This is a genomic window from Pontibacter sp. T17 (assembly GCF_057219875.1).
This window is the reverse complement of record NZ_JBXVVW010000001.1, coordinates 1,131,454-1,154,483: the sequence shown is the minus strand read 5'-3', so window position 1 is coordinate 1,154,483 and position 23,030 is coordinate 1,131,454. Positions and strand designations below refer to the sequence as shown.

Here is a 23,030-nt window from a genome sequence, read left to right as displayed (position 1 = left end):
GGATGTTAATATTACTTTGCAGCGATTAAGATTTTTTTAACCTCAATGGGCGGCCATTGTCAGATAGCGGTGCATCCAGGTGTCCATCAGTCGGGCCTCCCAGCGCTCAAACTCGCCTTGCTGTATAGCCTGATTGTCAAATACAATGGTGTCGGCGGTAAGCTTACCCGAGCGGATGGCGTCCTGCAGTTCCCGGAAGTCGATACGCTCGATGCAGTCGCCGTACCAGTAGAAGATCTGGCTGTTGTCTACCAACTTGATGCCCAACTCCTGGAACAGGGCAAACATCTCTTGGTGCAGCCAGTCAATTCCGCAGCCCGAAACCTCATTCAAGGCCTCGATGAAGAGAAACTGCCCGTACCGAAACACCACCTTGGAGGCCACGGGTGTGCCGTGGGCCTTCCAATCGGCCAGCTTGGTACGCAGGGCCTCGGCCAGCAGTTGGCTCTGCTGCTCGTCCAAACCCTCCTCAAATTGAAAAAGCCAGATATTTTGCATGCTCGTTCTATTGGTGCTCTGCACTCAAAGTTATGCCACAATTGGCGCTGGAAGATAACGTAGCAACCGACGCCCAGATTTTATTCTGGCAAATCGCCGAACCGCCAGAGTTTTTCGCGCGCAGGCTTCACCTGTCCCCCGACGACCAGCGCGAGCTCACCACCGTCACCCACCCTGAGAAGCGCCTGCAATGGCTGGCCGCCCGTCACGCCCTGATGCTGCTCATTGGGCCCGAGGCCATGCGCCATCTGCGCAAAGACGCCCACCGCCGCCCTTACCTCGCAAACAACGCCTGGCACGTCAGCATCAGCCACACCGAAGGCTATGTGGCTGTCGCAGCCTCCGTGCGCCATCCGGTCGGGGTTGACATCGAGCAACTGGGCCAGCCCCGCGACTTCGCTGTACGCCGTATGTTCATGAACGACACCGAGCGTCAGGCCTATGAAGACCATCTCCACGCCGACCCCGCCCTGGCCGAGGTATTCTTCTACCGTGTGTGGTGCTCCAAGGAAGTGCTATACAAAATGCACGCCCTCGCCGGCCACGAATGCTCCTTCAAACGTCATCTCGCCACTGGCGATGCCAACGTCCTATCTGACCGCCGCTTCATCGGCCGCGTCAGCATGCCCCATTTCCAGACCGAGCACCCACTCTTCACCCGTCACTACGGCAACCTTCTCACTGTCTTTGCCTCTGGCATTGGCCTTCCACGCCCTGACTATCCATGAGAATCTCCCTCCTCCTTTGGCTGTGGCTGGTGCCCATCGCCCTCCTCGCTCAGCCTTCTGTTCGGCTGGGGCCGGGACAACCTCGACAGCAGCCGGCGGAACTCCGGCCCTGGTCTACCGACTCACTTGAACTGCGGCTCATCCTGCCACCCGCTTTCATCGTACTTCAGGCACGCCTCACCACCGCCGCTGACCTCTACATTGAACAGTTTGCTGTCTCCGAACCCCATACCCTGCTTTTCCGGCAATATGCCCAGCTGGGTCCTGCCGACCGCTGGGAAGTCGCACAAGGCCTTCTGCTTTCGCTCCGCATACCCAATTCAGCCCCTGGCAAACCCCTCATTGTCAGGCTGCGCTTCCGCTGCGAACGTCTGGCTTACACCGCCGCCAACCTGCTCCGGTGGACCCCACCCCCAGCCGATAACTCTACATTTGACGTTGTGTGGCAGGAAGACCTGACCCCCTACACCGACACTCTCGTCTCGCCACAGGAGGCGCTTATCGTCCGGGCCCCCAGGGGTCCCATTGCGTTGCTCCGTCTCGAACCCAACAGACCCGCTTACCCCAAGGCCAACACACTTATAACTGGCGAACTGCCACTGAAACCTGAAATGGGCAGCCTGTACGTGCTGGCCGACACCAGTCTGAAGCAGCCCCTATGGTGGCTCAACTGCCCCGATACCCTGCGCCGACGATCCGACTACGACCAGTGGATACCCCTGCTGAGTCTTCTGGTCCCCGCCGACGAGCACCAGATGCTGAATCGTAAAGCGGGAATACCCCGCAATACCGACTATTTGGACATAATGCTGGGCCGATCGCGCGCGCGCGCCGTTTACAAGCCAGCGCTTGACTGGCTGAACGGCCAACGGAATCTGCTGCTGGAAACGCAGACACATTGGATCAGCCCCGAGCTGCGTGGTGGCGAGGGTGCCCTGCTCATTCTTCTGGGCCCACCAACTTACCGCGAACTTCTACCCGACGGTCAGCGCTGGGAGTACCGCTCGCTCCCTGGTCAGACTGGTGGCTACACTTTCCGCCTGCGCTACCAGAAAGATGACCGGACACAGTACTTACCGCCCATCCTCGAACTTACGCCTTCTGAGCCCGAGCGCCTGCTCCTCCAACAGGTTTTCCTGCACCAGATAAAGCAGGAGAAAGAGTAGCAGCGTACCGATTTTCCGACATCTTTGGGGCTCATCCTCCCATTGCAGCCATGCCGCGTCGCACTGTAGATTTCCTCGTCATTGGCTCGGGTGTAGCCGGGCTTTCTTTCGCGCTCAAGGCCGCACAGCACGGCAAAGTGCTGCTCATTACTAAAAGCCAGCGCGAAGACAGCAACACCCGCTGGGCACAGGGCGGCATTGCGGGCGTGTTTGCCGATGGCGACAGCTTTGAGAAACACGTAGCTGACACCCTCATCGCAGGCGATGGCCTGTGCAACGAAGCTGTAGTGCGCCGCGTCGTCACCGAGGGGCCTGAACGCATTCGCGAACTCATGGCACTGGGCGCCAAATTCGACCGCGCCGCCGACGGCACCCTGCAACTGGGCCGCGAAGGGGGCCACAGCGAAAACCGCATCCTCCACAGCCACGATGCCACTGGCGCCGAAATCAGCCGCACACTCACCGCCGCCGTAGCGGCCAACCCCAACATCGAGGTCGTAGAGCACCTCTTCGCCCTGGAACTCATCACCCAGCACCACCTGGGGGTGTATGTCAACCGCGGCCACCCTGGCATCGAGTGCTACGGCGCTTATGCACTTGACGTCAACACCCGCGAGATCCTTACCATTCTGGCCAAGGTGACCGTACTGGCCAGCGGCGGCGCGGGCAACGTCTACTTCACCACCACCAACCCCGGCGTGGCTACTGGCGACGGTGTAGCGATGGCCTATCGGGCCAAGGCGCGGGTGGCCAACATGGAGTTCTACCAGTTTCACCCTACCGCCTTCTACAACCCCAACGGCACCCGCCCGGCCTTTCTCATCACCGAGGCCCTGCGGGGCAAAGGCGCCTACCTGCGCAACAGCTACAATAAGCAGCGCTTCATGCACCGCTATGACCAGCGGCTGGAACTGGCCCCCCGCGACATCGTGGCCCGCAGCATCGACAGCGAGATGAAGCAGTCGGGCACCGACTTCGTCCTGCTCGACGCCACCCACATCCCCCGCGAGGAACTGCTGCACGAGTTCCCCACCATCTACGAGCACTGCCTGAAGCAGGGCTACGATCTCACCAAAGACATGATTCCCGTGGTGCCCGCAGCCCACTATCAGTGTGGCGGCGTAGACGTGGACGAAATGGGGCGCAGCAGCATCCGCAACCTGTTCGCCATCGGTGAATGCTCGCATACGGGCCTGCACGGTGCCAACCGCCTCGCCAGCAACTCGCTACTCGAAGCCCTCGTCTATGGCCACACCGCACTGGAAGCAGCGCTATCCTTACTCGCCTCCAACAGCTTTAACAGCGAAGTACCCGACTGGGACGACAAAGGCACCGTCAACACAGACGAATGGGTACTCGTGAGCCACAACCTGCGCGAGGTGCAGACCATCATGAGCAACTACGTGGGCATCGTGCGCAGCAACCTTCGCCTGGAACGTGCCCGCCGCCGCATCGCTCTCATCTACGAAGAGGTGGAAAGCGTATACCAGCGCACCAAACTGGCCCCGGAAATCTGCGAACTGCGCAACCTCGTTACCGTGGCCTACCTCATCACCAAGAGCGCCCAGATACGCCACGAGAGTCGCGGGCTGCACTTCAGCCTCGACTATCCCGAACACGCCAAGCGCCTACAGAACACCCTGCTCTAACGCGCCAGCAGGATGTACTGATAGGGCAGTTTCAGGGTATCGAGGTCAAACGAATGATACCCGGCCTGCCGCAGCTCGGCGATGACGGTTTCTGGCGTACGGGCCATGGTATCGGTGGCAACCTCCAGTGCAAAGTCGCCCCGGCGGAAATCGACAATGCAGAGAAACCCTTCGGGCCGCAATGCCATGTGCAGTGCCCTGAAGTAAGCCACACGGTCGGTCAGGTGGCCGTAGGTATTCACCAGCACAATCCTGTCGGCTGACTGCACCGGCAATGCCGAGTGGTCCAGTGGCAGTGAGGCATAGCGCAACCGGTTGGCGGCTTCAGGCGGCAGGGTAGCTGCACGCTGCTTCAGTTCGGCCAGCAGTTCGGACTGGGGCTCCAGCGCCCATACGGTGTCTTGTGTGCGCAGCCCCACCAACACCCTCGATACGAAGCCTGTCCCTGCGCCTATTTCCACAATCGTCTGCCCCTCTGGCCCTGCCAGCACAGCGGCCAGCACTTCGGGCTTCTGCCATTTCATACGGGCGGGGTCTTCCCATCGGGCCATCTGCTCGGCCAGGGGCAGGGCTTCCAGTGCTGCAAGCTGGGCCTGTTGGTCGGCCGATGCGTCACAGCTTAAAGCCAGCACCAGCAGCAGCGCCCATGTCAGGAGGTTTCTGTCCTTCATCTCCTGTAAGATACAGCACGGCATTGTTGGGCGTTGTAGTTTTACGTGCATTCATTCCACCCCTCCTCTTCCTCCGTCCGCATGCATCTGCATATCGCTGCCGACCACGCCGGCTACGACCTCAAGCAGCACCTCATTGCCTTTCTACAGCAGCAGGGCCACACCGTCACCGACTATGGCACCCACTCCACCGACAGTATGGACTATCCCGACGTGGTCCACGCACTGGTGCAGGGCCTGAAGCCTGCCCTGCCCGAAGGCCGGGGCATCCTCATCTGCGGCTCGGGCGAAGGGGTGTGCATGACGGCCAACAAGTACGCCGATATCCGCGCTGCCTTGGTCTGGACACCCGAGATTGCTGCGCTCACCCGCCAGCACAACGATGCCAACATCCTGTGTCTGCCCGCCCGCTTCATCAGCACCGCTGACGCCGAAGCCGCCGCCACCACTTTTCTGGCGACAGCTTTTGAGGGCGGCCGCCACACCCGGCGGGTAGAGAAAATGCAGCCTCACTGATCCGTCGGGGCACCTCCGGCGGCAGTATGTTGTTAGCTACACATGCAGCTTCCTCTTTCCCGCAAACAGCCGCAAAGCCTTGTACCGCAATGGCTCGGCGTAGGTATGGCGCTGCTGATACTTATGGCCTGGGTTGGCTCGCTGGCGTTGGCACTGCCCTACGCCCACGATTGGCGCTCGCCGTGGCCCTGGCTCTGGGTGCTGCTGCAAACCCACCTCTACACCGGGCTCTTCATCACCGCCCATGACGGCATGCACGGCACCATCGCCCCCGGCAACCGCCGCCTGAACGATGTGCTCGGCTGGCTCTGCGCTACGCTCCATGCCTACAACGGCTATTTCCGTCTGCGCAGCAAGCACCACCTGCATCACGCCCACGCAGGCACCAACCACGACCCCGACTACCATGCTGACGGTGCCTCAGATGCATTCTTTCCCTGGTACCTGAAGTTTCTGATGGAATATGTGAACCTGTGGCAGATGCTGCTGATGGCCCTCACGTTCAATGTGCTGTACCGCTTTTTCTTCCCGCTGGAGAATGTTATCCTGTTCTGGATGCTGCCAGCGGTGCTTAGCACGTTCCAGCTCTTCTTCTTTGGCACCTGGCTGCCCCATCGAGGCACCCATGCGCCTGACAACCGGCACCGCAGCCGCAGTCAAGGACGCAATCACCTCTGGGCTTTTGTCTCCTGCTACTTTTTCGGCTACCACTATGAGCATCACGACAGTCCTGGCACGCCTTGGTGGCGTCTGTGGCAGCGCAAGCACTAGTCTGCTGCTGGCCCTGGCACTTCTGCTTCTGCTGCCATCGGCGGCAAACGCCCAGCGGACCTACGACAGCAGTGGCCGCTACACCGGACGCGTGGACGGTGGCCGCATCTACGATGACAGCGGGCGCTACATGGGAAAGATGGACGGTGGCCGTGTGTACGACGGCTCGGGCCGCTATCTCGGCAAGGTGGATGGCGGCAGGGTATACGACGCCAACGGCCGCTACGAAGGTAAAATTGACGGCGGGCGCATTTACGACAGCAGTGGCCGATATCAGGGCAAAGTAGATGGTGGGCGTGTCTATGACGACAGTGGCCGATACATGGGCCGCAGTGATGGCGGCGAGGGCGAACAGACCGCCCTGCTTTTCTTTTTTTTCTTCAAGCGCTAGGCCAACAGTTTACGCACAATGGCGTCGGCAGTGATGCCATCGGCCTCTGCAGTGAAACTGGGGACGATCCGGTGACGCAGCACTGGCAGCGCTATGGCCTTCACATCCTCAATATCCGGGCTGTACTTACCGCGCAGCAGTGCGTGCGCCTTGGCGCCCAGCACCAGCGCCTGCGAGGCACGCGGGCCTGCCCCCCACGACACCAGACGGTCGATCTCTGGGTCGGCGCCCTTACGGGTGCGTGAGCTGAGATTGACGGCATACTCCACCACATTGTCGGGCACGGGCACGCGGCGCACAAGACCCTGAAAATGTACGATTTCGGCAGCCGTAAGCACTGGCTGCACTTTGGCCGTCTGCTCGGCAGTAGTAGCCTTTACAATAGCAACCTCCTCAGCATGACTGGGATAGTCTACGTAGAGGTTGAAGAGAAAGCGGTCCAGCTGAGCTTCAGGCAATGGGTAGGTGCCCTCCTGCTCAATGGGGTTCTGGGTAGCGAGTACGAAGAAGGGCTCGTCCAATGGATAAGTCTGCCCGGCTACAGTCACTCGGCGTTCCTGCATGGCTTCCAGCAGTGCGGCCTGCGTCTTGGGTGGCGTGCGGTTTACCTCATCGGCCAGGACTACATTGCCGAAGATTGGCCCCTTCACAAACTTGAAGAAGCGCCTGCCTGTCTCGGCCTCAATCTCCAGAATCTCGGTGCCGAGAATATCGGAGGGCATGAGGTCGGGCGTGAACTGTACGCGGCTGAACTTGAGGTCCAGCGCCTGTGCCAGTGTGCTGATGAGCAGTGTTTTGGCCAGGCCCGGCACACCCACCAGCAGGGCATGGCCGCGGCACAGCATCGCGATGAACAGGCGGTCAATGACCTCTTCCTGCCCGATGATAACCTTGCCTACCTCCTGCTTGAGGCTGGCGTAACGGGCTTGCAGCACTTCGGCTGCCTGTACATCGTTGGCAAATTGCACGGGTCTGCGCGGGGGGATGGAGGAGCGAAAAGAGAGCTTACTGGCGCCAGTCGGTAAGGGCCTGGCTGCACTCGCTTTCCTTGATTTCAATATACACCTGCTGACGGGCACGCTGAAACCAGCGGTCCATCTCGGTGGCATTTTTTGCCTGTATGGTGGCATTCTGAAACTTCAGAAAGTCCAGCTCAAGGTTGGCGCGGTGGGGCGAATGGCGCTTGCGCAGCATGATGATATGATACGACTTGCGTGGGTTGCCCGGCTCCTGAGTCATCGCCATCGGCTCTGACACTTCTCCGGGTTTCATGCCATCCACCTTGAAGTAGAGATCAGCCTCCAGTTGATCCAGCGGAATACGGAAGTCGCCAGACGAAGAGGTAATAATGCCGCCGTTGTCTTTGCTGTCGCGGTCTTCGGAAAACTGCGAAGCCGCACGCGCAAAACTCAGTGAATCGGTGGTAATCAGTTCTCGAATTTCTCGCAGCCGTTTCTTGGCCTGTTCCTCGGCATCAGGCGTCAGCTGGGGCATCAGCAGAATATGGCTGGCCTGTACTTTATCACCAACGCGCTTCAACAGCTTCGCAATGTGGAAGCCAAACTGTGTTTCAAACACAGGCGACACTTGGCCTTCTTCCAGCGTGTACACCACTTCTTCAAACGCTGGGTCCATGATGCCACGACCAAACTCTCCAAGGTACCCATCGCGGTTGCGGGTACCATCTTCGCCATAATACCGGGCCATCTGCTCAAAGGTCATTTCGCCACTCATGATCTGCGCGCGTATGCCCTCCAGCTTTTGGCGCGTCTCGGCCTTTGACTTCTCATTGGCCTTGGCTTCAATTACAATATGGCTTATCTCCACCTCGGCAGGAAAATACGGTAGAGAGTCTTTGGGAATGCGATCGAAAAACTCACGCACCTCACGAGGAGTTGCCGTAATCTTATCGAGGATGGCATCGCGCTGCGCCTGCACCAGCAGTTGGTCACGAATCTGGTCGCGCAGATCCATTTTGATCTCCGGGATGGTCTTGCGGTATACCTTTTCCAGTTCTTCCTGGCTGCCCATCTGTTGGGCCATGTAGTCGATACGACGCTGCACTTCCTGCTCCACACGGTCGTCGCTCACCTCCAGACTGTCCAGCCGGGCTTTCACCAGCATCAGCTTGCTGGCCAACAGTTCTTCCAGCACCTGACACCGGAGCGTCCCATCGTCCTTCTTGCCATTCTGTATCATGTAGCGATACTGGTTATCAACCTCGCTTTGGAGGATGATTTCATTATCTACTACCGCCAACACGCGGTCTATTGCGGGCGCGGAGGCGGCAGGCATCTGCGCATAGGCAGACAAACCCAGCCCCAGCGAGATCATCAGACAGAAAAAGGCAAGCGCCCGAGACTTATTCATGGTTTTGAGCCTGTTTCAGCAGGCGGGATTCAGACTGTTCGACAAGTTGGTTTCGCCGGCGCGAGAGCAGTGCCGACCGTGCAGCATCGCGGGCCAAGGCCAGCGGCAACGGTTGGCCAGGCTGCACTGCACCCAGCATCATAAATACGTGTGCAAATTCGGCATCTGCTTCCGGAGGTACAACCACCAACACCCGATCGCGCGGTGGATTTTTCAGATACGTCTCCAGTAGACCCGAAGGTGCCTCCATCAGCTGTAATTCAGCGCCATCAGACCACAGACTGTCCAGCTTCACCCTGGCACCTGCCACAGCCTGAAGTTCGGCCCGCAGCCCTGCCAATTCCTCAGGCTTCAGCAGCGCCAACCGACGGGAAAACACGGGTGTAGCCATTGCCTTTGGCACGTAGAGATAGAAGAAACGATAGTAGGGCCTACGGGCGACAAACACATCGGCATGTGAAGTATAATAGGCCTGCAACTCCGAGTCGGCGACGGCGGAATCCAGTTGGGTGCGGGCCCAGTGCTCCTGCAACTCCATGCGCAGCAGGCGCCGGCGATATTGTTGGACACGGGCCGCAATGCGCTTCTCCGCGTCGGGCAGCGAGTCTAGGGCAGCTTGTGCCAGCACTTCATCTCGCAGCCATTGATCAATGTAGAGTTTGGCAAGCCTTTCGCTGTCGGCGGGTGTCAGATTGGGCGGCAGGTTGTCGCGCAACTCCTGTACCGTCAGTGCTGCACTGCCCTGCTGTGCGACGGCGTCGGGCGATGCGGGATTGGAACAGGAAGCCAGAAGGGCTGTCAGCGCCATACCTCCCAGCGCAGTGAGTAAACGCTTCATGCAGGATTAGCGGCGGAACGCACGACGGAAAACATCTTCATGAATGGTGGCAGGGTATTGCTCGCGGAGGCGGGCCAGCCATTGGCGCTCAAGGTATTGCTGATAGGCCTGTACCAGTTCGGGACGTAACACTTCAAAGTCGCGGGTGCTGTGACGCGAAATCTCCAGCAGACAGTCCATCTGATATACGGCACCAGCCAGTTGCGGCTGCGTACAGAAACCGGGGCCTTCTGCCAGAAACCGCTGTATTTCCTCGTCGGTCATCTCAGCCGAGGAGACGATTTCCTCCTGCCACTGGAAGGCCGAGGCCGCAGCCTGGCTGTTGTTGGCAGACCGAGCCGAGCCCCCACCCAGCCGCGTAAGATCCAGTGCGGCTTCTATCTCTGGAGCAGGACGCCCTTTGGATGCGTTGATTCTGCTGCGCAGCAGCACCAGCGATTGGCTGTCAGCGGCCACTACGCGAGCCATCCGGAAACTCGGAAGTTCAGGTATCCGCTGCAACTTTTCAGCGTAAAAGCGGCGCAATCCTTCTTCATCCTGCTGGGCAGGCTGCCATACATTCTGCTCCATCATGGCAAAGAGCACCATGCCGTGGTGGTACTCGCGGGAAAGCGCCCGGAATGCCGGATAGCGCTGAGGCAGCCGGCTTTTCTCGTATTCGAGCAGGCGCGAATCGGCCAGACGATAAACGTCGCGGGTGATAACATCTGATGCCGACATGCCCTGAGGAATCTCGTCGTAGAGGTCCATCATCAGGGTACGGAACTGGAGCAGGTCTCGCACACGCACTTCCTGATTGCGGGCATAGCGAAACACCACCGCCCGCAGCAGCTCTACCGGCAGTTTGTTGGCCGAGAACAGCGAGAGCGTGAAATACTCAGCGCCCAGCGCCTTCTGCAAATCCTTGATGACCGACTTGTTGACCCGCAGTTTATAGGTGCGGCGCAGCTGACTCAGAAATGCCTCCTGGGCCAACTGAACACGGCCATCTCTGGTAATCTGCGAACGGATGGAAGCCCGGAGCGCCTGTTCGGGTTTGGGCCCCACCTCCTCGGTCATATACAGTATATGCCAGCCGAACTTGGACCGTACCGGAGGAGAAAATTCGCCCGGCTTCAACAGCGCCTTGGCCATTTCCAGCTGGGGCGAAAGATGCTGGAAGCCCATGTCGCCGTTCGAAAGCACCGACTGGGGATCTTCCGAGCAGCACTCCACCAGATCCTGGAACGGCTCACCGGCACGCAAGCGCCGGTACAGGATCTCGGCGCGGCGGCGCGAGGCCAGACTGTCAGGGTAAGGCCCTCCATTGGGCAGATCCAGTGTCGCAATCTGCGATACACGCCGGCTGCGCTGGTCAGGGATCCGCGCCTCTACTCGAATGAGGTGATAGCCGTATTGGGTGCGAATCGGCATGGAGACCTTGCCTACCTGTGTTTCATAGGCCGCCGACTCAAACGGATACAGCATTTCGAAAACGCCGAAGAACCCAAGATCGCCGCGGTTGACGCGCGAGTTGGGGTCGTCACTGTAGCGGGCTACCATGTACTCCCACTTGCGGCCAAACTTCACGATGCTGTCGCGCAGTGCCCGTGCACGGCGGTAAGCTGAAAGCGTGTCGTCGGGGTGGGCGCCCGCAGGCAGCGCTACCAGCAGGTGGCTGGCGTATACCTGTTCGCGGCTGCGCCTGATGGCTTCATTCTCGAGCCGTTCCAGAATCTCCGTCTCCACCAGGTAGCTCTGGGCCAGCTGGCGGATGTAGGCCTGATACTCGGCCTTGAACTCCTGCGTGGTGTCTACACCCGCTGTCTCACCGGCCAATACCTTGCGGCTGAAGTCTATATACTGTTGCAGAAACGCCCGGCGCTCGGCCTCAGAGGCATTCAACGCCCGTTCCGGGGTGCCCATCTGCTTGGCAAACGCCTGCTCAAACTCTTCCAATGTTACCGAGCGGCCGTTGCTGAAGGTGAACAGCGCCTCTGACCGGGCCGCAGCATTCGACTGCGCCAGCGCGGGCACCGCAAAGGTGAGCAACAGCGGAACCGCCATCAGCACCCGATACAGGCCTGAGAGGCTGTAGCTGGGGCTGGTGACCAACCGTACGTGTGTACTGATTCGCAAAACGTACAGAAAGCAATTGGGGGCTGAACTGGCAATATACAAATCTATTGCCAGTTTCAACCCCCACTTTTTAGGTAGCAGCCCTGTACTACATTACCAGACCACCGTCTACGCCAAGCACTTGGCCATTTACGAACGAGGCTTCGTCTGATGCCAGCCAGAGGTAAGCATTGGCAATGTCCTGCGGCTGACCCGTGCGGCCCAGCGGCGTACGCTCGATGAACGTCTGGATGATTTTCTCGGGAATGGTGCCGATCATCTCCGTAGCGATAAAGCCTGGCGCTACGGCGTTGACCCGTACACCTTTGCGGCCCAGTTCTTTCGACCACGTCTTGGTCATACCGATAAGACCCGCCTTGGTGGCTACGTAGTTCGTCTGGCCGATGTTGCCGTACACGCCTACAATGCTGCTGGTGTTGATGATGGAACCCATGCTGCGGGTCACCATGTGGGCGCTGATGGCCTTGGTGCAGTTGAACACACCCGTCAGGTTTACGTCCAGCACCTGCTGCCACTGCTCGGGCGTCATCTTGGCCAGCGAGGCATCGCGGGTGATGCCGGCATTGTTCACCAGCACGTCAATCTGCCCAAACTTGGCGAGCACTGCCTGCGTGGCGGCTTCCACATCGGCCAGCTGGGTTACGTCCACCTTGAAGAAGGCAGCATTGCCCCCGGCAGCAGTCAGTTCCTTCACCAGCGCATCGCCGGCATCGGCTACGACGTCCCAAATAGCGACGGCGGCACCTTCGCGCACATAGGTTTCCACTGCGGCACGGCCTATGCCTCGGGCGCCGCCCGTAATCACTGCTACTTTGCCCTTCAGGCGTTGCATACTCATGTTCTGTCGATTGATTGTGGGTAGGGCGGCAAAGATAGTCAAGCCACACTCCCCTACAGCGTTAAAAAACAGTACCCCTGCCGGACGAGGCAGGGGGCTGCAAGAGTCGAGTGGTAGAGAGAGAATGTGCGCCCGGATCAGCCTTCCACAGGCTTGGCCATAAAGCCACAGGCCTCAACTGCTTCCTCTATCGCTTCGGCGGTTACTTCCCCTTCCACAGTCAGAATGCGTTTGGGGGTCGTCAGGTCTACCGACCATTTAACGCCCTCCATTTCATTCAGCTTGGGGCTAACGGCGGCTACACAGCCCCCGCATTTGATATTGGTTTCAAACTGTTGCGTTTTCATGGTCTGAAAAAGTGAGGTTGTTGTTTGGAAATGAGGTGTATGAGAGGCCTCTTCAGGAAAGGCGGGTGAAGCGCAGACGCAGACTGTTGCTCACTACCGACACCGAACTCATGGCCATTGCTGCGCCCGCCAGCATGGGGTCCAACAGGTAGCCATTGACCGGGTACAGAAGCCCCGCGGCTATCGGTATGCCGATGACGTTGTAGAGGAAAGCCCAGAAGAGGTTTTGGCGCAGCACCTGCATCGTCTTACGCGAGAGGGTGATGGCCTCGGGGAGGCGCATGAGGTCGCCCTTCACCAGCGTTACGCCCGCCACTTCCATCGCAATAGCCGAGCCTGCACCCATCGCCACCGATAGGTCGGCAAGGGCCAGGGCCTCCGAGTCGTTGATACCGTCGCCTACCATTGCCACTTTGTGGCCTTCGGCTTTCAGCCCGCGTATGAACGCGCTTTTGTCGCTGGGCATGGCATTGGCTTTCACTATGTCAATTCCTGCCTGTTTTGCCACCGCTGCGGCAGTCTGTGCGTTGTCGCCCGTCAGCAGATAGGGCGTCAGGCCCATTTCCTTCAGCCGTGCTATGGCGGCCACGGTGGTAGGCTTCAGGGGGTCGGCAATGCCCAGCACCGCTACCACCTGGTTTTGCCAGCCCAGAAACACTACCGTCTGGGCATTCTGCGCCATGCGTTCGGCGTGCTGTTGCAGGTCTTCCGGCAGTGCGGCGCCTTCGGCTTCCACCATCCGCCAGTTGCCCAGAAAGAGATACCCATCGTTGAGCTCGCCACGCACACCCTGCCCGGTTACGCTGGCGAAGCTCTTCACTGGCCGGGCCAGCACACCCTGGGTAGCCAGATGCGTTACTACAGCCTCCGCCAACGGATGTTCCGAGCGTGTCTCCAGCTCCAGCACAGCGCCCTTCAGCTTCGCATGTAGCGCCTCGGTGCCTTTGGCCCACTGCCACTCCATCACCTGCGGATGGCCTTCGGTCAGTGTGCCTGTCTTGTCCAGCACTATGCTGTCAATCTTCCAGGCGGTTTCCAATGCCTCGGCGTCTTTGATGAGCAGACCCGCTTCTGCGCCTCGGCCTATGCCCACCATCAGGGCCGTAGGCGTAGCCAGACCCAGCGCACAGGGACAGGCAATCACCAGAACGGTAATGGCCGTGAGCAGGGCATGGGTACCCGCGTGCTCCACGCCCGACAGTGCCCATATCAGCCCCGTCAGCACGGCCAGTGCCAGCACCACCGGCACAAAGATGCCAGCGATTTTGTCTACCAGCTTCTGCACGGGCGGCTTGGTGCCCTGCGCCATTTCCACCGTACGGATGATGCGGGCCAGAACGGTTTGTGCACCTACCTTCTCGGCCAGCATTTCCAGGCTACCCTTCTGGTTCAGCGTGCCAGCCGTCACTACCGAGCCTTCGGTTTTTTCTACCGGAATAGGTTCTCCAGTCAGCATGCTTTCGTCTACCAGGCTGCTGCCAGCCAGCACCTTGCCGTCTACCGGCAGGCGCTCGCCGGGCCGCACCAGAATGCGGTCGCCGGCTACTACCTGTGCCAGCGGCAGACTCTGCCAGCCGCCGCCACGCCAGGCCTGCACGGTGTCAGGTTGCAGGCCCATCAGCGCCTGTATGGCCGAGCCCGCCCGCACCTTGGCCCGCTCTTCCAGCAGCTTGCCCAGCAGGATGAAGAAGAGAATCACCGAGGCGGCCTCATAGTACACGTGCGGCTGCAAACCAGCCCGCAGCAATACCTCCGGGAACAGCGTGTTTACCACACTGAACACATAGGCTATACCGGTGCTGAGTGCCACCAGCGTGTCCATGTTGGCCTCCAGATACCGCGCCCGCTTGAAGCCGTTGACGAAGAACATGCGGCCAAACCAGAACACCACCGGTGTGGTGAACACCAGCATCACCCACGGGCCGGGCGCCCAGTGGTGAAAGAACATGCCGATGATGAACACCGGCAGCGTGAAGATGCCTGCCCACAGGGTGTTGCGCTTCAGGCGCTCGTAAGCCTGATGGCTCAGCATGGCGGCATGGTCGTGGGCGCTGTGGCTGGAATCGGCGTCGGTGGTGTCGGCGTCGTCGGTTACCACCAGGTCGTAGCCAATGGCCTGTACGGCCTTCTGCAGGCCAGCCGCCTGTACCTTGGCGGGTTCCCAGGTAACGCGCACCTGCGCTGCCGGGAAGTTTACCTGGGCATCCACTACCCCGGTGGTGCCCTTGAGAATGCTTTCCACGCTGATGGCGCAGGAGGCGCACGTCATACCCACTACCGGGAACGTGAACTGTCGGGGAGCCGTGCTGCCACCTGGCGCGGGCGGAACGGCTGTTGCCGTGTGTCCACCGGCGTGATGTTGATGCGTGTCCATAATCAATAAGAGTGTGAGGAGAGAAGTGCGTGTGTGAGAGTACACTGCAAAACAACAGCCTGCGCGCCGGCCGTGTGTTACACAACTTTCAGATAGTTGTACAGGATTTTCAGTGCGGGTGCCCTGCCACCTGATCCAGCCCCCGACGGGTGCCGTGCTCCTTCCGGAAAGCAGTCGGCGTGAGGCCTGTTACCGCCTTGAACTGCGTAGACAGGTGCTGGGTACTGCTGTAGCCCAACTGGTCGGCTATCTCGCTCAGCGTCAGTTCTTCATACACCAGCAGCTCCTTCACCCGCTCAATCTTCTGCAGGATGATGTATCGCTCGATGGTGAGGCTCTCGTGGCTGGAGAAGAGCGACGACAGGTAGGGGTAGTCCAGCCCTACGGCCTCCGACAGCCAGTCGCTGAAGTTCTGGTGCACGGGCTTGCCCTGTCCGTGGTGAATGGCCTCGATAACGAGCGTCTTCACCTGCTCTACGATACGGCCCCGGCGGTCGGTAATCAGCTCAAAGCCCTGCTCGGCCAGTCGTGTTCGCAGGTCGCGTTCCTGTGCCTCGGTAAGTGCGGTCTGCACCTCCACCTCGCCCAGCCTTACAGCCAGCGGTTGCAGCCCCACATCCTCAAACACGGTGCGCACGGCACGCTCGCAGCGCGCGCATACCATGTGTTTGACGTGAATGACGGGCATGGTGCCAAGTTAACGCCGAATTGCGCTAGTCGCGCATACTCAGTAGCCACTGCCACGGGGCTGGTCGCGCAGTTCCATGCGCTGGGCACCGAACAGCATGGCCAGCCGCTGGCACAGGCCGGGGCCGTCCACGGTATCCGAGCAACTGAAGAGATCAATCGCTGCAAAACCATGCTCGGGCCAGGTGTGCAGCGCCAGGTGGCTTTCGGCTATCACTACCACGCCACTCACCCCCTGCGGACTGTACCGGTGAAACACCTGCGTCACCACGGTAGCTCCGGCGCGGGTGGCCTCGGCGACCAGCAGGTCGCGCAGCTGGTCCAGGTCGTCCAGCAGATCGCGGTTGCAGTCGTGCAGGTCCAGCAGAAAGTGGTGGCCCAGAGGCTTGGTCATGCGGCAGAAAAAGGGGTAGCGTCAGAAAGATAGGTGCGCCGCCAGATGAAGCCATCCAGCAGGTAGTGGGTCACCTGCGGCAGCGACAGCGTTGGCACGGCCAGCGTCAGCAGGTCGGGGTCTACCAGTTCGGGCAGCTGGGCAAAGGCGGCAAAGAACTGCGTGTGGTCGCGCCAGACGAACCCATCCCACAGGCCCTCTTCCACAAAGGCCAGCAGCAGCAGAATGCCCAGAAACAGTACGCCGCTGCGCAGCCACAGCGGCAGGGAAAACGGCTTGGCCTCGGCTCCGTGCAGGCGCTGCTGGTCTTTGCGGGCAAACACCCACACCAGCGCCAGATACGGCACCCCGTGTGTCACCACGTTGGTGAGCGTAAAGGTCATATCGCCGTTGTACACCACTATGCCCAGATACCACGACAGCGCCGTACCCAGCACCAGCAGATGCTTGGGCCAGTTGGGCTGGCTGCCCTTGCGTACATCGGCCAGCGCAAACGCCACATAGCCTGCAACGGCAACCCCATACAGCAGGCCCGTAACCCACACCAGCCACTGTGCCGACAGCTGAAAGAAATCGCCTGCAACAAACCACACAAACCGCCGCGGGTGCGTGTGCCAGTACACCAGCGGGAAGCCCGTGGCCAGATACACCGTGGCCTGCTCCCAGCGCCTGCGCAGTGCCGACAGCGGCTCATACCGCGTGTACAGCTTCAGCAGGCCATACTGCTGCCGCACAAAGTGAAACACCGCCAGATAGGCCATCGCCCGCCAGAATACCTCGCTGCCCAGTGCATACAGCACTACCCCACCCAGCCACGCCACCAGCGGGGTCAGCAGCAGCAGGGTACGGTGTCGCTCCAGCGCCTGCGGCACAAAGTAGGTGCGGTACAGCGTGCTGTACACATGGGCTACGTCTATGCACAACACCAGCGCCACCCAGGCGGCCAGCGGTATGCCGTCGGTCTGCTTCCAGGCGGCTGGCAGCAGTATGGTTATCAGCACAGCCAGAAACGGTGGCAGCAGAATGAACACGCCATCCCACCAGGGGCGGTGCAGCCAGTAACTACGGGTAGGAAGCGCCTCAGCCATGCAACATGCGCAGCACGGCCTGCGCAGCCAATACGCCCTGCTCCTGGGCTTCCTCGAAAATAGACATCCCGGCCAGATCGGTATGTGCCAGCACCACACGGCCTTTCACAGCCTCGGCTGTCTGCTGGCGCACCCCACTCCACAGCAGGCCGGGGGTAGGCCCCACCATGCCATGCCCCCATACGCGCACGGCCACTTCCTGCACGTCGCCGCCAATACCAGGGTGCACACGCTCCAGATCGGCTATGGCGCGCTCGGCCCACGTTTCCACAGAAGTCTCGAAGGCTTCTTTGCGGGCAGCAGTGGCATCGGTATGCGTCAGCGGCAAGTACCATGTAATCACGGTCGGCAGTTCCCGGCGGCCTATCTGCTGATGTTGCGCCACAATGTAGCCCAGCGATTCGCTGTGGGCGCTTACGTTGTCCCAGGCCAGTGCTGCGCCCTGCCCGGCAGGCGGGTGGCTCAGCGTCAGGTTCACTACCACCCAGGGCGTGTGGGTGTAGGCCTTCACGGGCAGCTTCACATCGGGCAGCAGACGCTGCGCTATGTACACGGGCACCGCCATCACCACTGCCCGCGCGGTAATCTCCCGCGCCGAACGCCCGTCGGTGGCCACCACCTGTAGCCGCACACGGTCGGTCTCCTGCTTCAGTTCGCGCACCAGCTGGCCCGTCGCTACCCGCTGACCCAGCTTGCCTGCCAACTGCTGCACCAGCCAGCCGTTGCCATTGGCCCAAGTGAGTACGGTGCCGGAGTCGGCGTTGGCGGCCTGACCCCTGCGGGCGGCGAAGTAGTGCAGCCCCGCCCAGGCCGAGGTCGTGTCCAGTGTCAGGCCAAAGTCGTCGCGGCAGGCATAGTTCAGGTACCACAGCAGTGGCTCGGCGGTGTAGCCCTGCTGTGTCAGCCAGTCGCGGAAGGTAAGAGTGTCCAGCGCGCGCAGGTCGGGATCGGTGCTGCTGTGGCCCAGCGGAATGGCGAAGGCAGGCTTGCCATCTTGACCTTTGCGCTGCTTCCACGTTTCCATCTCAGCGAAAAACCTGCCCATCTGGGCCAGCTCTTCCCCGCTCACCCCCACCTTGGGCACCAACCCTTCCTGCCACTGCCCAAAGCGGAACAGCCGCTCCTCGGGGTCGTGGCACAGCATCAGCTCATTGTACACCGGCAGGCCGTTTTCTACGCCTGTAATGATGCCCAACTCTTCAAACAGCTGCCGGGCATAGGTGGCCTCCTCGTTCAGGATGGGCACGTAGTGTGCGCCCCACGGATAGGCCGATACCCCGTTCCGCCCCCAGCCCGAATTGCCGCCGGGCGCGGGCTCCAGCTCCAACACCGTGAAGTTCTCGATGCCCTGCCGCTGAAGCCACCAGCCTGCGCTCAGGCCTGTCATACCCCCACCTACTATCACCACGTCGTAGTGGGCCGCTTCTCCGTCCATCAGCGCGGGCACATGCTCGCGCACATAGCGGTGCCCAGCCTTCCACGACAGTCCGGCATCCACCACTTTCCATTTCCGTTCGGGCGTGCGGCCCCACTTCCACCAGCTGCCACCGACCAGCCCCCCCGCCAGTCCCAGCAGTCCCGCCCATTGCAGCCAGCGGCGGCGGTTCATACCATGCCCCGCCCGCTCATTCATACTGCTTCCACCCTTCGGTGAAATACTGCACCAGCACCTGATTGTTCAGGCGATTCACCTCGGCAGGCATCCGGGCCAAATCGGTCGGAAATTCAAACATCGCTGCAACACTGGTGGGCGTTACAAAACGAAGCCCCTGGGGATAGTGTGCCGCCAATTGCAATGGCGCTTCACTTGCCAATACATAACCCCACTCGCCAAACGAAGGCACATGCGCATGATACGGCTGTGTTTGAAAGCCTACAGCCCGCAAGGTGGCATCCACACACCAGAAGGCCTGGCGCGCGGCCCACGGCGAAGTACTCTGAACCACGATGGCACCACCCGGGGCCACTACCTGCTTCAGTGCATGATAGAACGTGGTTGTATACAGCTTGCCTACTGAATAATTCCCGGGATCGGGAAAGTCTACGATGATGAAGTCGTAGCGGTGTTTCTCGCGGCGCAGCCACTGGAAGGCGTCGTCGTTCACCACCCGCACGCGGGGATCCGTAAGGGCTCCTTTGTTCTGCTCTTTCAGTACCGGATGCGTGGCAAAAAGTGCAGTCATTTGGCCGTCGAGGTCTACCAGTACGATACTGTCCACCTGTGGGTACTTCAGTACCTCACGTACTGCCAGCCCATCGCCCCCGCCCAACACCAGCACACGCCTGGCACTGGGTAGCGCCGCCAGCCCGGGGTGCACCAATGCCTCGTGATAGCGGTATTCATCACGACTGGCAAATTGAAGATTCCCGTTGAGGTACAGCTTCAGGTCGCCATTGCTGGCCGTCAGCACAATACGTTGATAGGGAGTACTTTTGCTGTAGATAATGTCTTCGGAATACGCCTCGGCCTCAGCGGCGTCCATGATGCGGTTGCTATAGGCAAAGCCCGCCCCCAAGCCTATCAGTATCAGAAAGCCCAGCGTCTGCAAGGTGCGGTACTGGCCTATCTCGCGGCGGAACAGATGGAGAGTCCATAGGGACACGCCCACATTCAGCATCCCGAAGAGGAACGCCGAGCGGATGAGCCCCAGATATGGCACCAACACCAGTGGGAACAGCAGTGAGGCAATCAGCGCCCCGATGTAATCGAACGTAAACACCTGCGCCACCAGGTCTTTGAACTCAAACCTCCCCTGGAGTATGCGCATCATAAGTGGGATTTCTACGCCCACCAGCATGCCTGTCAGGAACACCAGACTGTACAGCAACACCCCAAACGACTCAACCTGCTCGAACAGGAGAAACAGCATTGCGGCCGAGCAGCCGCCGATTACCCCCACCAGCATTTCAATCTGCACGAACCGGGCGGGCAGGTTTCGCGTCAGATACTTCGACAGAAAGGAGCCCACGCCCATCGCGAAAAGATACACCCCGATAATGGTAGAAAACTGCAACACCGAATCTCCCAGCAAGTAGCTGGCCAAGGTTCCGGCAATCAGTTCGTACACCAGGCCACACGTGGCCACCACAAACACAGACAGCAGCAGGGCGTATACCATACCTCAGCCACTGGCCTAGCCGTGGATCGCCGCCGAAATAATGATAGCCATTGCAATGATGAACGCCGACGCAGTGAGCGCCAGCGGCAGGTTCTGCTTATGCACGATCTCCTCCCACAATTCGCCGGGAGACAGTTTGTCGAACACGTAGAAGGCTACCGCCAGTATGGCCAGACCAGCCAGCGAAAACACCAGCACCGAGGTCAGATTCTGTAGCAGGATTTCCATAAGGGTATCAGGGGGTTGGAGGGCAGGTTTCAACAGAATAATTATTTGTGATAAAGAGCGCGCGCGCCACGGGCTACCTTCTCGGTCTCGCGGCTGCTGTTGAAGGGCGAACGCCCCTTGGCAGTATTGTACAGCGCCCAGCCCGAAAGCAGCAGCACTGTCACCAGATACAGGATACGGGTACTTGCTTTCATTATTCGTCGGAAGAACTGTAGGGTGAATAGTCACTGTTGGACCAGCGTCGTACTTCGAAGCTTTTGTGTATAAACCAGACGATAAGATGCACTGTCCATAGTGCCATCAGTGCCAGAAATACCGGGCCGAATACAGGCGTATTGCGCGAGATGTATACACGAACGTCAATGGGCGCAGCCGAAGGGTCTACCTTACCGGGCTCCATGCCTTGCCCTTCCAACTCGGCGGTTAGCACATACTCTCCGTCGCTCATATTGTCGAAAACAGATTCGTCGCGGTTCTCGCCTTCGCTCCAGGTGCCCGATTCCCCGCCTTCACTCCACGTGCCGCTGTAGTATTCCAGGTCGCGCGTGAAGTACGAAACTTCGCCAGTGGTCAGATTTGCGAGGGTATATTGGATGCTTACCCAGTTATTGTTCAGCCCCGCCGTGGTGATGACTTCCAGGTTCTCGGTCCCACTCTCATACTTGAATGGCCCTACCGTGAAAGTTCGTGCGGTATCCTGAGGCGTGAGTGTATACAGATACTCAATCTGTTTCTCATCGGGGGCATGCCCTGGCGCAAAAACAATGCAGCCGCCCATCAGCAGAAATGTACAGAGAATGGTCACCCACATCGACAGGCGCACCAGCGGAGCCGTAGCCGATGGCTGGTTAGGCGCTACGCCTTGTGCCGAGGGCAACTTTATGTCGGGGTTGCCCAGCGCGGTTTCCAGTTCGGCCTGAGGCACATAGTCTGCCAAGCCCACCGACAGCTCCTCCGCATTCCACTCGTAGCTCAACATCTGCGGCGGGCGAATGAAGTCGGCCGTCTCTACTGTGTCGCCCGTCATGACGCGCCAGTAAAATTCCCCAAGCACAAACGCTACTTTGGCCTTGCCCCGGTTATATACCTTGAACCGCTCGCCGTTATACTTCGGCTCGTTCTTGCTGACGTCTACCAGTGAGTTCGTCTGCGGCGTTACAAAATTCCAATGGCCATCGCTCTCCACCAGCCAACGGAAGCCCGCCAGCGGGTTATACAGCAGATACTCGCGCCAGTACACATTCCAGTTGGGCTCTACCCGTGAAATGAAGCCAATTACCTCCCATTCCACGTCTCTCAACTTCAGCCGGGTATACAAGGGTATGCTAGGCCCCTTCCCCACTTTCTGATTGGCCTTCTGCAATATCCGCAGTGCCTCGTTGGAGGTGTCAATAAGGCTCAGGCAGCTGGAGCACGTCAGCGTGACGGTAGCGCCAACAGCCTTGTGCGGCACAGGAGCACCACAGTTGGGGCAGGCCAGCGTAACAGGCCCTGCTACTTTGGGGGTATCAGAGCTTCCAGCCATCCAGTTCGCGCAGATAGGTAAAGTTCAGTTGCTCGGCAGTGAGGTAGCGACCCAAAAACAGCATGGGTTGTCCATTATCGGGGTATTCAAAAGTCGCGGTGCCGCCTTCGGCTGCGTTCAGGTCTACACAATAGCTCTGGGCACCCTGTTCCACAAAACGGGGCAGCTCGCCTTCCATGGCCAGCACTTTGGCCCGTTTGATATCCACCACCTGAAACGTACTGCCGCCGCTGTAGTCAACATCCGGGGCTATGCGGTCCATCTCTATGCGCATGAACAGGCTCAGTTGGTCGCGGCGTGGAAAGGGATGCTTCAGCTCCACCTGCTCAAACAGCATCCAATAGCCTTGGGCTTCAGCCAGCCAGCCAGCGTCTCCATTGGCATACAACACATACCATTCATTCCAGTATCCTTCGCTCCAGCCGCGCTTCAGGCGCCCCACTACTTCAAAGGACTTGCCCTTCAGGTTTTTGCCCTGGCTTCCCAGTTGCAGGGGGCTCATGTCCTGTGGAACATCGGCCACTTTACCCAACGCCTCCAGGTTTACATCGCGCCGCACCACGAGCGACTTGCAGAAGGTGCATACCTGCGACACCGTGTGCGAGGCACGAAACTTCAGCGGCGCTCCGCAGGAGGGGCAGGTGGTGTCCATTGAATGCAAGTTAACTTATTGTAGCAATTGGCCTAAGCCTTCTAGTGACACACCCTTTAGCG

The 23,030-nt window shown here is 59.8% G+C and carries 24 protein-coding genes; 6 read left to right on the top strand and 18 right to left on the bottom strand.

The window, feature by feature from the left end; genetic code table 11:
* Positions 1-42: 42 nt before the first annotated feature.
* On the bottom strand, positions 43-498 hold the full coding sequence (locus AC2D8O_RS05195) for a hypothetical protein (RefSeq protein WP_484677734.1): 456 nt from the start codon (positions 496-498) through the stop codon (positions 43-45).
* Between the two features lie 32 nt (positions 499-530).
* On the opposite strand from AC2D8O_RS05195, the gene AC2D8O_RS05190 reads away from it, so the two are divergent.
* Genes AC2D8O_RS05190 through nadB form a run of 3 tightly spaced genes read left to right on the top strand, consistent with a single transcriptional unit; the run spans position 531 to position 4,041 of the window.
* Positions 531-1,226 (top strand): 4'-phosphopantetheinyl transferase family protein, encoded by a 696-nt coding sequence (locus AC2D8O_RS05190; RefSeq protein WP_484677733.1) that lies wholly within the window; start codon positions 531-533, stop codon positions 1,224-1,226.
* Positions 1,223-2,392: a hypothetical protein gene (locus tag AC2D8O_RS05185; protein WP_484677732.1), complete on the top strand. Its 1,170-nt coding sequence runs from the start codon at positions 1,223-1,225 to the stop codon at positions 2,390-2,392. The genes AC2D8O_RS05190 and AC2D8O_RS05185 overlap by 4 nt, the downstream gene beginning before the upstream one ends.
* Before the next feature lie 50 nt (positions 2,393-2,442).
* Positions 2,443-4,041 (top strand): L-aspartate oxidase, encoded by a 1,599-nt coding sequence (gene nadB / locus AC2D8O_RS05180; protein WP_484677731.1) that lies wholly within the window; start codon positions 2,443-2,445, stop codon positions 4,039-4,041.
* On the opposite strand, the gene AC2D8O_RS05175 is transcribed toward nadB, so the two are convergent.
* Positions 4,038-4,712 (bottom strand): class I SAM-dependent methyltransferase, encoded by a 675-nt coding sequence (locus AC2D8O_RS05175; protein WP_484677730.1) that lies wholly within the window; start codon positions 4,710-4,712, stop codon positions 4,038-4,040. The two genes, nadB and AC2D8O_RS05175, sit on opposite strands and share 4 nt — an antisense overlap.
* An 81-nt stretch (positions 4,713-4,793) precedes the next feature.
* Between AC2D8O_RS05175 and AC2D8O_RS05170 the strand changes: the two genes are divergently transcribed.
* The 3 genes from AC2D8O_RS05170 to AC2D8O_RS05160 are packed head-to-tail and all read left to right on the top strand — an operon-like array spanning position 4,794 to position 6,390.
* Entirely contained in the window at positions 4,794-5,228 is a 435-nt protein-coding gene (locus tag AC2D8O_RS05170) for an RpiB/LacA/LacB family sugar-phosphate isomerase (RefSeq protein ID WP_484677729.1), read from the top strand.
* Positions 5,229-5,270: 42 nt separating this feature from the next.
* The gene (locus tag AC2D8O_RS05165) at positions 5,271-5,999 is read left to right on the top strand and encodes a fatty acid desaturase (RefSeq protein ID WP_484677728.1); all 729 of its coding nucleotides are present in this window, start codon (positions 5,271-5,273) and stop codon (positions 5,997-5,999) included.
* Complete coding sequence (locus tag AC2D8O_RS05160) at positions 5,941-6,390, top strand: 5-fold beta-flower protein (RefSeq protein WP_484677727.1); 450 nt, start codon at positions 5,941-5,943, stop codon at positions 6,388-6,390. Before AC2D8O_RS05165 ends, AC2D8O_RS05160 begins: the two co-directional genes overlap by 59 nt.
* Here the strand turns inward: AC2D8O_RS05160 and AC2D8O_RS05155 are convergent.
* The 16 genes from AC2D8O_RS05155 to AC2D8O_RS05080 form a co-directional block, all read right to left on the bottom strand.
* Entirely contained in the window at positions 6,387-7,358 is a 972-nt protein-coding gene (locus AC2D8O_RS05155) for an AAA family ATPase (protein WP_484677726.1), read from the bottom strand. The genes AC2D8O_RS05160 and AC2D8O_RS05155 overlap by 4 nt on opposite strands.
* Positions 7,359-7,395: 37 nt before the next feature.
* On the bottom strand, positions 7,396-8,760 hold the full coding sequence (locus tag AC2D8O_RS05150; protein WP_484677725.1) for a peptidylprolyl isomerase: 1,365 nt from the start codon (positions 8,758-8,760) through the stop codon (positions 7,396-7,398).
* A complete protein-coding gene (locus AC2D8O_RS05145; RefSeq protein WP_484677724.1) occupies positions 8,753-9,598 on the bottom strand; it encodes a hypothetical protein in 846 nt (281 codons plus the stop codon). Before AC2D8O_RS05145 ends, AC2D8O_RS05150 begins: the two co-directional genes overlap by 8 nt.
* Positions 9,599-9,604: 6 nt before the next feature.
* Positions 9,605-11,716 carry a foldase protein PrsA gene (locus tag AC2D8O_RS05140; RefSeq protein WP_484677723.1) on the bottom strand — a complete coding sequence of 704 codons (2,112 nt, stop codon included), beginning with the start codon at positions 11,714-11,716 and terminating at the stop codon, positions 9,605-9,607.
* A gap of 88 nt (positions 11,717-11,804) precedes the next feature.
* Entirely contained in the window at positions 11,805-12,548 is a 744-nt protein-coding gene (gene fabG / locus AC2D8O_RS05135; protein ID WP_484678269.1) for a 3-oxoacyl-ACP reductase FabG, read from the bottom strand.
* A gap of 143 nt (positions 12,549-12,691) precedes the next feature.
* Positions 12,692-12,901, bottom strand: a complete 210-nt coding sequence (locus tag AC2D8O_RS05130) for a heavy-metal-associated domain-containing protein (protein ID WP_484677722.1) — start codon at positions 12,899-12,901, stop codon at positions 12,692-12,694.
* Positions 12,902-12,953: 52 nt separating this feature from the next.
* Positions 12,954-15,275: a heavy metal translocating P-type ATPase gene (locus AC2D8O_RS05125; RefSeq protein ID WP_484677721.1), complete on the bottom strand. Its 2,322-nt coding sequence runs from the start codon at positions 15,273-15,275 to the stop codon at positions 12,954-12,956.
* A 109-nt stretch (positions 15,276-15,384) separates the two neighbouring features.
* A complete protein-coding gene (locus AC2D8O_RS05120; RefSeq protein WP_484677720.1) occupies positions 15,385-15,963 on the bottom strand; it encodes a helix-turn-helix domain-containing protein in 579 nt (192 codons plus the stop codon).
* 39 nt (positions 15,964-16,002) lie between these two features.
* The gene (gene speD / locus AC2D8O_RS05115; protein ID WP_484677719.1) at positions 16,003-16,356 is read right to left on the bottom strand and encodes an adenosylmethionine decarboxylase; all 354 of its coding nucleotides are present in this window, start codon (positions 16,354-16,356) and stop codon (positions 16,003-16,005) included.
* Positions 16,353-17,444: a hypothetical protein gene (locus tag AC2D8O_RS05110; protein ID WP_484677718.1), complete on the bottom strand. Its 1,092-nt coding sequence runs from the start codon at positions 17,442-17,444 to the stop codon at positions 16,353-16,355. The genes speD and AC2D8O_RS05110 overlap by 4 nt, the downstream gene beginning before the upstream one ends.
* The gene (locus AC2D8O_RS05105) at positions 17,437-19,053 is read right to left on the bottom strand and encodes an FAD-dependent oxidoreductase (protein ID WP_484677717.1); all 1,617 of its coding nucleotides are present in this window, start codon (positions 19,051-19,053) and stop codon (positions 17,437-17,439) included. The genes AC2D8O_RS05110 and AC2D8O_RS05105 overlap by 8 nt, the downstream gene beginning before the upstream one ends.
* A 16-nt stretch (positions 19,054-19,069) precedes the next feature.
* Entirely contained in the window at positions 19,070-20,563 is a 1,494-nt protein-coding gene (locus tag AC2D8O_RS05100; RefSeq protein WP_484677716.1) for a polyamine aminopropyltransferase, read from the bottom strand.
* Between the two features lie 15 nt (positions 20,564-20,578).
* On the bottom strand, positions 20,579-20,791 hold the full coding sequence (locus AC2D8O_RS05095) for a DUF350 domain-containing protein (RefSeq protein ID WP_484677715.1): 213 nt from the start codon (positions 20,789-20,791) through the stop codon (positions 20,579-20,581).
* Between the two features lie 41 nt (positions 20,792-20,832).
* Positions 20,833-20,985 (bottom strand): hypothetical protein, encoded by a 153-nt coding sequence (locus tag AC2D8O_RS05090; RefSeq protein ID WP_484677714.1) that lies wholly within the window; start codon positions 20,983-20,985, stop codon positions 20,833-20,835.
* Positions 20,985-22,316, bottom strand: coding sequence for a DUF4178 domain-containing protein (locus AC2D8O_RS05085; protein WP_484677713.1), 1,332 nt, complete (start codon positions 22,314-22,316; stop codon positions 20,985-20,987). Before AC2D8O_RS05085 ends, AC2D8O_RS05090 begins: the two co-directional genes overlap by 1 nt.
* Positions 22,300-22,968, bottom strand: coding sequence for a DUF4178 domain-containing protein (locus AC2D8O_RS05080; protein WP_484677712.1), 669 nt, complete (start codon positions 22,966-22,968; stop codon positions 22,300-22,302). Before AC2D8O_RS05080 ends, AC2D8O_RS05085 begins: the two co-directional genes overlap by 17 nt.
* Positions 22,969-23,030 lie beyond the last annotated feature (62 nt).